The sequence below is a fragment of the Pseudoalteromonas sp. BSi20495 genome (assembly GCF_000241185.1).
Classification (GTDB): Bacteria; Pseudomonadota; Gammaproteobacteria; order Enterobacterales; family Alteromonadaceae; genus Pseudoalteromonas; species Pseudoalteromonas fuliginea.
Genome location: NZ_BADY01000163.1, coordinates 1 through 6,736, shown reverse-complemented (window position 1 = coordinate 6,736; position 6,736 = coordinate 1). Strand labels below are relative to the sequence as shown.

General features: G+C 38.0%; 7 protein-coding genes and 1 pseudogene. 5 read left to right on the top strand and 3 right to left on the bottom strand.

Annotated features, from left to right (window positions below):
* Nucleotides 1-38: 38 nt before the first annotated feature.
* Complete coding sequence (locus P20495_RS01935; RefSeq protein ID WP_008138961.1) at nucleotides 39-1,013, top strand: hypothetical protein; 975 nt, start codon at nucleotides 39-41, stop codon at nucleotides 1,011-1,013.
* A gap of 189 nt (nucleotides 1,014-1,202) precedes the next feature.
* Here P20495_RS01935 and P20495_RS01940 read toward each other — a convergent pair whose 3' ends face one another.
* Nucleotides 1,203-1,640 carry a transposase gene (locus tag P20495_RS01940; protein WP_008138959.1) on the bottom strand — a complete coding sequence of 146 codons (438 nt, stop codon included), beginning with the start codon at nucleotides 1,638-1,640 and terminating at the stop codon, nucleotides 1,203-1,205.
* Nucleotides 1,641-2,778: 1,138 nt separating this feature from the next.
* Here P20495_RS01940 and P20495_RS01950 point away from each other — a divergent pair.
* Complete coding sequence (locus tag P20495_RS01950; protein WP_008138954.1) at nucleotides 2,779-3,015, top strand: hypothetical protein; 237 nt, start codon at nucleotides 2,779-2,781, stop codon at nucleotides 3,013-3,015.
* 53 nt (nucleotides 3,016-3,068) lie between these two features.
* On the opposite strand, the gene P20495_RS01955 is transcribed toward P20495_RS01950, so the two are convergent.
* Nucleotides 3,069-3,320, bottom strand: coding sequence for a hypothetical protein (locus P20495_RS01955; protein ID WP_008138951.1), 252 nt, complete (start codon nucleotides 3,318-3,320; stop codon nucleotides 3,069-3,071).
* Nucleotides 3,321-4,046: 726 nt separating this feature from the next.
* Here P20495_RS01955 and P20495_RS01960 point away from each other — a divergent pair.
* From P20495_RS01960 to P20495_RS21040, 3 genes are all read left to right on the top strand, one after another.
* On the top strand, nucleotides 4,047-4,580 hold the full coding sequence (locus tag P20495_RS01960; RefSeq protein ID WP_008138948.1) for a hypothetical protein: 534 nt from the start codon (nucleotides 4,047-4,049) through the stop codon (nucleotides 4,578-4,580).
* A 657-nt stretch (nucleotides 4,581-5,237) separates the two neighbouring features.
* Nucleotides 5,238-5,339, top strand: a complete 102-nt coding sequence (locus P20495_RS22820) for a transposase (RefSeq protein ID WP_237113710.1) — start codon at nucleotides 5,238-5,240, stop codon at nucleotides 5,337-5,339.
* A gap of 218 nt (nucleotides 5,340-5,557) precedes the next feature.
* Complete coding sequence (locus P20495_RS21040; protein WP_033016392.1) at nucleotides 5,558-5,866, top strand: DUF6419 family natural product biosynthesis protein; 309 nt, start codon at nucleotides 5,558-5,560, stop codon at nucleotides 5,864-5,866.
* An 82-nt stretch (nucleotides 5,867-5,948) separates the two neighbouring features.
* Here the strand turns inward: P20495_RS21040 and P20495_RS21755 are convergent.
* A pseudogene (locus tag P20495_RS21755) lies at nucleotides 5,949-6,347 on the bottom strand (group II intron maturase-specific domain-containing protein); the annotation flags it as partial.
* Nucleotides 6,348-6,736: the final 389 nt, after the last annotated feature.

Below are 6,736 nucleotides of genomic sequence, written 5' to 3'. Positions count from 1 at the left end.
TAGCCTTTGTTTAGTGCAAAAAACAAGCAGGGTGTCTTATGGCAATCGCAAGAAAGCGTCAAGTAAGTTTGGTTGATACAAAGTACTACCACTGTATATCACGATGTGTACGCCGTGCATTTTTATGTGGTGAAGACCATTTTACGGGTCAATCTTTTGAGCATCGACGAGGGTGGGTTGAAGATAAGTTACTCGCATTAGCCAAGGTGTTTTGTATTGATGTCTGTGCTTATGCTGTTATGAGTAACCACACCCATTTAGTCATGTATGTTGATGATAAAAAAGCGAATCGGCTGAATGACAAAGCGATTGTTATTCGCTGGCATAAACTCTGTAAAGGCACATTGTTAACGCAGAAATACGTACAAGGTGAAAAGCTAAGTAAAGCTGAACTTATCTTTTTTAATCAAACGGTAAAGGAATATCGAGAGCGTCTATCAAGTATTAGTTGGTTTATGCGGGTGTTAAATGAAGACATTGCGCGCAGGGCAAATAAAGAAGACAACTGCACTGGCCGTTTTTGGGAGGGACGATTTAGTTCACAAGCATTATTAGATGAAGCCGCATTGGCGGCCTGCATGGCGTATGTAGACTTAAATCCCATTAGAGCCAAAATGGCTAACACCCCAGAAGAATCTGACCATACCAGCGCTCAACTACGCTTAACATGCGCAAAAGAAGGCAAGCAACCGAAAAAATTGCTCCGCTTTGCAGGCATGCCACGTCAAATCATGCCAAAAGGGCTACCGTTTGAGCTTAAATCGTACCTTGAACTTGTTGAGTTAACAGGGCGTTGTATACGAGAGGACAAACGAGGGTATATTGAAAGTACACACTTACCCTTACTCGAAAGAGTCAATATTTCCTCTGAAAACTGGTTGAAACTCACCACACAATTTACACGCGTATTTCATGGTGCAGTAGGCAGGCCGATCTCACAAGCAAGTTACTGTGAAAATCTAAACAGAAAACGGCGATCGAATATTAGTAACTGTGAAAAGCTACTCGCATAAAGTTTAAACGCTTCAGTAAAAAGTTAAAACTGCATCATGCAGTCATTTTCATGCGTGTAATTTAGGTTTAAGAGTGATAATGGCTTATTTATAGGGTGAAATGAAAGTAACCCAATAGTAAAAGATAAATTTTTAGCTGAAAAAGTAAATTTAATAGCACAGTTTTATTTGTTTAATTAGAGTGGCTGTCTAGTTTAGTCTAAATAGGATTCGTATCCACTTAAATGCCAATGACCTGATGATGGTATTATGAGGTTTTCCTTTGGCTTCTTGCTGCCGATAATAGGCTTTAGCCCAAAATGAATAACGCACAGATAATCCTGCCCATTCCACAAATGTTTGCCTTAAAAATTTAGTGCACGAGTATCGCCAGTGTATCCATTCCTTCTTGCCACTGCGTTCGGTCACTGGAGCAATGCCTGCGTATTTTTGTATGTCAGCGGCGCACTTATAGCGGTCACGATTTGACCCCATAGCGGCTAATAATCGAGGTGCTAATTGTGGCCCCGCCCCAGGTAAACTATCAAAGATAGCGCGATATGTATGTTGCTTATAAAGTGTTTTAATTTCGTCATCAAATCGTGTTATTGCCAACATAAGTTGTTGGCAAATTAGGATAACACCCATCCTAATTGTTTCAAAAAATTAACAGAAACAGTGTGATGAGTGTATTGTTATAAATAATGAATCACGTAAAAACTGAGCTATGTAGACAAAGTGAAAGTAAAAATAGACAGCCCAATCGGGCTACGATAGTGGTTTATTAAAGAATAGCAAACGACTCGGCTGTATCGAACCGGCTTTCCTTTAAATAAAAAGCGGAACATTACAGTGAATAAAGGCATGAATAAATTGACCTTACGGAGCCAAGCGAAAGTGAATGCCTTTAGTTTATGCTGCGGCAACTGTATTGCCTTGTTCATAATATAGAAAAGCTGCAAAACACGATGCATTAAGAAGGGGAAGCCCTTTTAACCTAATTATAAGCCACTGAAACACCAGTAAATCCTTCCAAAACGCCAATTAAAACAATATCAAACACTTCAATATTCTGCGTAAAAATACAGTAATCAATTGAACCAAAATAGGAACTCAGCTATGGTTGATTCATCAATAAAAATAAATAAAAAACAAGTTAATCTACAGGCTCGTTAGCCAGTTTTCCACTTGGGCATTCGAAAATATATTTATAACATTTTAAAAGGAAGTTTTATGCAAGCATCACACTCATCAACGGAAGATAAATATCATGAATTTAGAGATAGTAGTCGCAGAATTGCGCAAAATAGTTTACCTCAAAATTAGTCTGAAATAGTCGGCTTAAAACCAGTAGACTCTATAGCCTTAGCTCATGCAAAGAGATGGGAGGAAAATTTAAGTAGAAGCGATGATGCAAGTTGGACGTGGTCGGAAGGCTTTAGGCAGTATGCCTACCGTCACCCGAAACGCTTTGATCTGGCTATTTGGTTTGCAAAATCTCAGTTATGTGGGTTAAGCATTGGCAAGCCAACCTTTTCTGGTTCAAGATTAAGATTAGATATCTTGGAGGGAGCGCCTTCTTGGCACCCATTAAAGGGTAAAATAGTTGAAATTACAGTTTTAGCCGCTAAAACTTACGCAGCTTCAATTGGGGCAGATCAGGTCAGAATCATGCGCCCTATAAACGCTGAATTAATTAAGTATTACCAAGGTCATGGTTTTACTTATAAAAAAGGGAAGGAAAGTAATACGCCTTCATATTTATGGCAAAATTTATAGGATTACCATGTCTACAGACAAACCCAAACCTGGCACACCTGAATTTGACGAATGGCTTGCTAATAAAGCAAAAAAGTGGTCTGAAGATCTTTTTAGCAAAGATATGCCTCCTGAGTTAGCGGATTTAGAAAGCGGACTAATTGCAGGCCCAAAAAATATTGAAGATATTATGCCTGAAAAAACAATTGCCGAAGATATTGCAATTGAGAAAGACGAAAAGCGAAACTTAAAACGAGTTAAATAATCTTTTGTATTTATAATTCGACTAACAACACGCTCTGAGGTGGACAGCAAGCGCTAAAGCTCACTTTCCACCGCAAATTTTAACAGCGGTGATCCCTTACTTTTCAATGCAGTTAAGTAAGTTGATTCATCATAGGGCGTATGTGTTTTCCAGCACCTAAATAGGATTCGTATCCACTTAAATGCTAATGATCTGATGATTGTATTATGAGGTTTTCCTTTGGCTTCTTGCTGCCAACTATCGTGGCCAAGTAACGATGCTTTTGCCCAAAATGAATAACGCACAGATAATCCTGTCCATTCCACAAACGTTTGCCTTAAAATTTAGTGCATGAGTATCGCCAGTGTATCCATTCCTTCTTCCCACTGCGTTCGGTATGCGTATTTTGTATGTTAGCATCGCATTTATAACGGTCACAATTTGACCCCATAGCGGATGAAAATAATTAGGAAATTAGGATCGTACCCATACTAATCATTACGAAAAAATCCAACAAAAACAGTGTGATGGGTGCATTGTTATAAATAATGAATCACGTAAAAACTGAGCTATGTAGACAAAGTGAAAGTAAAAATAGACAGCCCAATCGGGCTACGATAGTGGTTTATTAAAGAATAGCAAACGACTTGGCTGTATCGAACCGGCTTTCCTTTAAATAAAAAGCGAAATATTACGGTGAATAAAGGGATGCATAAATTGACCTTACGGGGTCAAATGAAAGAGAATGCCTTTACTTTACACTGCGGCAACTGTATTGTCTTGTTCATAATATAGAAAAGCTGCAAAACACGATGCATTAAGAAGGGTAAGCGCTTTTACCCTAAATAAAAGCCACTCAAGTACCCGTAATACCGTCTAAAACGCCAATTAAAACAACACCAAACTCCCACTTTATATTCTGCATAAAATACAGTAATCGATTGAACCAAAATAGGAACTCAGCTATGGTTTGTTTATCAATAAAAATAAATAAAAAACGAAGTTAATCTACAGGCTCGTTATAAGCCTAATCCAGCAAGGATGCACAATTCATGTTAGAACAAGTATTTTCAGAGTCTTTAGAACAATTTTTTAGTAGAGAAACTAGCAATATATTAAGTGGTGTAGCCGAAAGAAACCTTTGTGGTAGGTTGGCAATGTATTTAGAAGCAAGTGCTCTATCAAATAATATTGAAGGTTATTATGCAGATCCTGAATATAACCGAAAACAAGGCGGGCAAGTTAAAACTATCCTCGATGATGAAATGGAAATAGTTACTATAAACTGTGACTTAATCCTTCATAGTCGTGGGGAAATCATGCCTAGAGATAATTTGATTGCAATTGAAATGAAAAAATCAGAACGCCCAGAAAGTGAAAAAGTAAGTGACCGAGCTCGTCTAAGAACAATGACTAAGCCAGGGTATGGGAATGAAGTCTATTCTTATGATGGAGAAACCCACCCAGAACATGTTTGCGGTTACGAATTAGGTTATTTCATCGAGATTGATAAAGATTCTCAGACATATATATTACAAAAATTTAGCTCAGGTGAATTAATCAGTACAGATAGCTATCGTTTCTAGGCTTATAACAACACGCCCTGAGGTGGACAGCAAGCGCTAAAGCTCACTTTCCACCGCAAATTTTAACAGCGGTGATCCCTTACTTTTCAATGAGTTAAGTAAGTTGATTCATCGTAGGGCGTATGTGTTTTCCAGCACCTAAATAGGATTCGTATCCACTTAAATGTCAATGATCTGATGATGGTATTATGAGGTTTTCCTTTGGCTTCTTGCTGCCGATAATAGGCTTTAGCCCAAAATGAATAACGCACAGATAATCCTGCCCATTCCACAAATGTTTGCCTTAAAAATTTAGTGCATGAGTATCGCAAGTGTATTCATTCCTTCTTCCCACTGCGTTCGGTATGCGTATTTTTGTATGTCAGCATCGCATTTGTAACGGTCACAATTTGACCCCATAGCGGATAAAAATAATTAGGAAATTAGGATGGCACCCATACTAATTATTACGAAAAAAGCCAACAAAAACAGTATGAAGAGTGCATTTTTATAAATAATGAATCACGCAAAAAGCTAAGCTATGTTGATAAGATGAAAGTAAAAATAGACAGTCCGATAGGTTGACGACAGCTGTTTATTAAAGAATGGCAAAATATTCGGCTGTATAGAGCCCGCTTTCCTTTAAATAAAAAGCGGAACATTACAGTGAATAAAGGCATGAATAAATTGACCTTACGGAGCCAAGCGAAAGTGAACGCCCAATGGCAACTGTATTGCCTTGTTCATAATATAGAAAAGCTGCAAAACACGATGCATTAAGAGAGGCAACCCCTTTTAAGCCAAAATAAAGCCACTGAAACACCCGTAAATCTTTCCAAAACGCCAGTTAAAACAATACCAAACCAGCTTTTATATTCTATGAAAAATACAGTAATCGATTGAACCAAAATAGGAACTCAGCTATGGTTTGTTTATCAATAAAAACAAATTTAAAAACGAGTTAATCTACAGGCTCGTTATATGCCATGGAGGTTGCAATGTTCAAAGTAGTAATCGGATTTTCTATCGTACTTTCTTTTCTTTGTATGTTGCTAGCAGCCGCACCTTTTACTCCAGCGATAGGTGTGTCATTTATTATGTTATTGTTTGCGGGCTTTATTGGTTACAATGGCTTCCTCCAATCAAGTATAGTGTTGCTGTTAATCAATACTCTCGCTGTTATTGGAAGTCCAGGTATGGATATCTCTAATACCGATACATTAATTTTCGTACTAATACTCTTTCCAATTTCATATGGCGGTGTTTTAATTGGTGTAAGAAAATTAGTTGTGAGAACCAGCACCTAATCGGGTAGCCGGAGGTCTCTAACCTCCAGCCCCCACAACACCCATCATACGCTTTTTATTGACAGGAAGTGCAATGGGCGGTTCATCTCCCGTGATGAATATCGATCCAAATATCTCTCAATGACACTAAACCTTGTGATGCTAAATAGTCATTGCCTAGCGCAATGTTAATTCCTTTTTTTTGAGCTTCGACAAGGCCCTTTACTGTTGATACCAAAGGCTATGGCGAGTCGTTCGCTAACACCCAGTTTTATTAAACTGGGTACTTTCGTGCGTGGTTTACGCCATTGCCGCCAGTAGCACATTCTTATCCTACGGCGGATCCAATGATCTAAATCCACCGCTAACTGATAAGCGTTGGCTATTAGGTAATAGTGTCCCCAGCCACGTAAATACTGCGTAAGTTTATGAATCTGTAGGCCATTGAGATCCCTCAGTTGCGGTTAGTAAGTTCTCTTACATTTGCTTTAAATTTCTTTAGCGGAATATTACAGTGAACAAAGGCATGAATAAATTGACCTTACGGGGTCAAACGAAAGTGAATGCCTTTAGTTTATGCTGCGGCAAATGTATTGCCTTGTTCATTATATAGAAAAGCTGCAAAACACGATGCATTAAGAAGGGGGAGCCCTTTTACTTTAAATAAAAGCCACTCAACCACCCTTAATCCCTTCCAAAACGCCAATTAAAACAATATCAAACACTTCTATATTCTGCGTAAAAATACAGTAATCAATTGAACCAAAATAGGAACTCAGCTATGGTTTGTTTATCAATAAAAAAAATTTAAAAACGAGTTAATCTACAGGCTCGTTAGGTACACATGAAATCTATTGATGTAGGCAAAAATATTTGTGATTGAATTAACTA

Bases quoted from the DNA above. Each gene is read 5' to 3' on its own strand.
- P20495_RS01935 (WP_008138961.1), top strand. From the start codon at position 39: ATGGCAATCGCAAGAAAGCGTCAAGTAAGTTTGGTTGATACAAAGTAC.
- P20495_RS22820 (WP_237113710.1), top strand. From the start codon at position 5,238: ATGAATAAATTGACCTTACGGAGCCAAGCGAAAGTGAACGCCCAATGG.
- P20495_RS01950 (WP_008138954.1), top strand. From the start codon at position 2,779: ATGTCTACAGACAAACCCAAACCTGGCACACCTGAATTTGACGAATGG.
- P20495_RS21040 (WP_033016392.1), top strand. From the start codon at position 5,558: ATGTTCAAAGTAGTAATCGGATTTTCTATCGTACTTTCTTTTCTTTGT.
- P20495_RS01960 (WP_008138948.1), top strand. From the start codon at position 4,047: ATGTTAGAACAAGTATTTTCAGAGTCTTTAGAACAATTTTTTAGTAGA.
- P20495_RS01940 (WP_008138959.1), bottom strand. From the start codon at position 1,640: ATGGGTGTTATCCTAATTTGCCAACAACTTATGTTGGCAATAACACGA.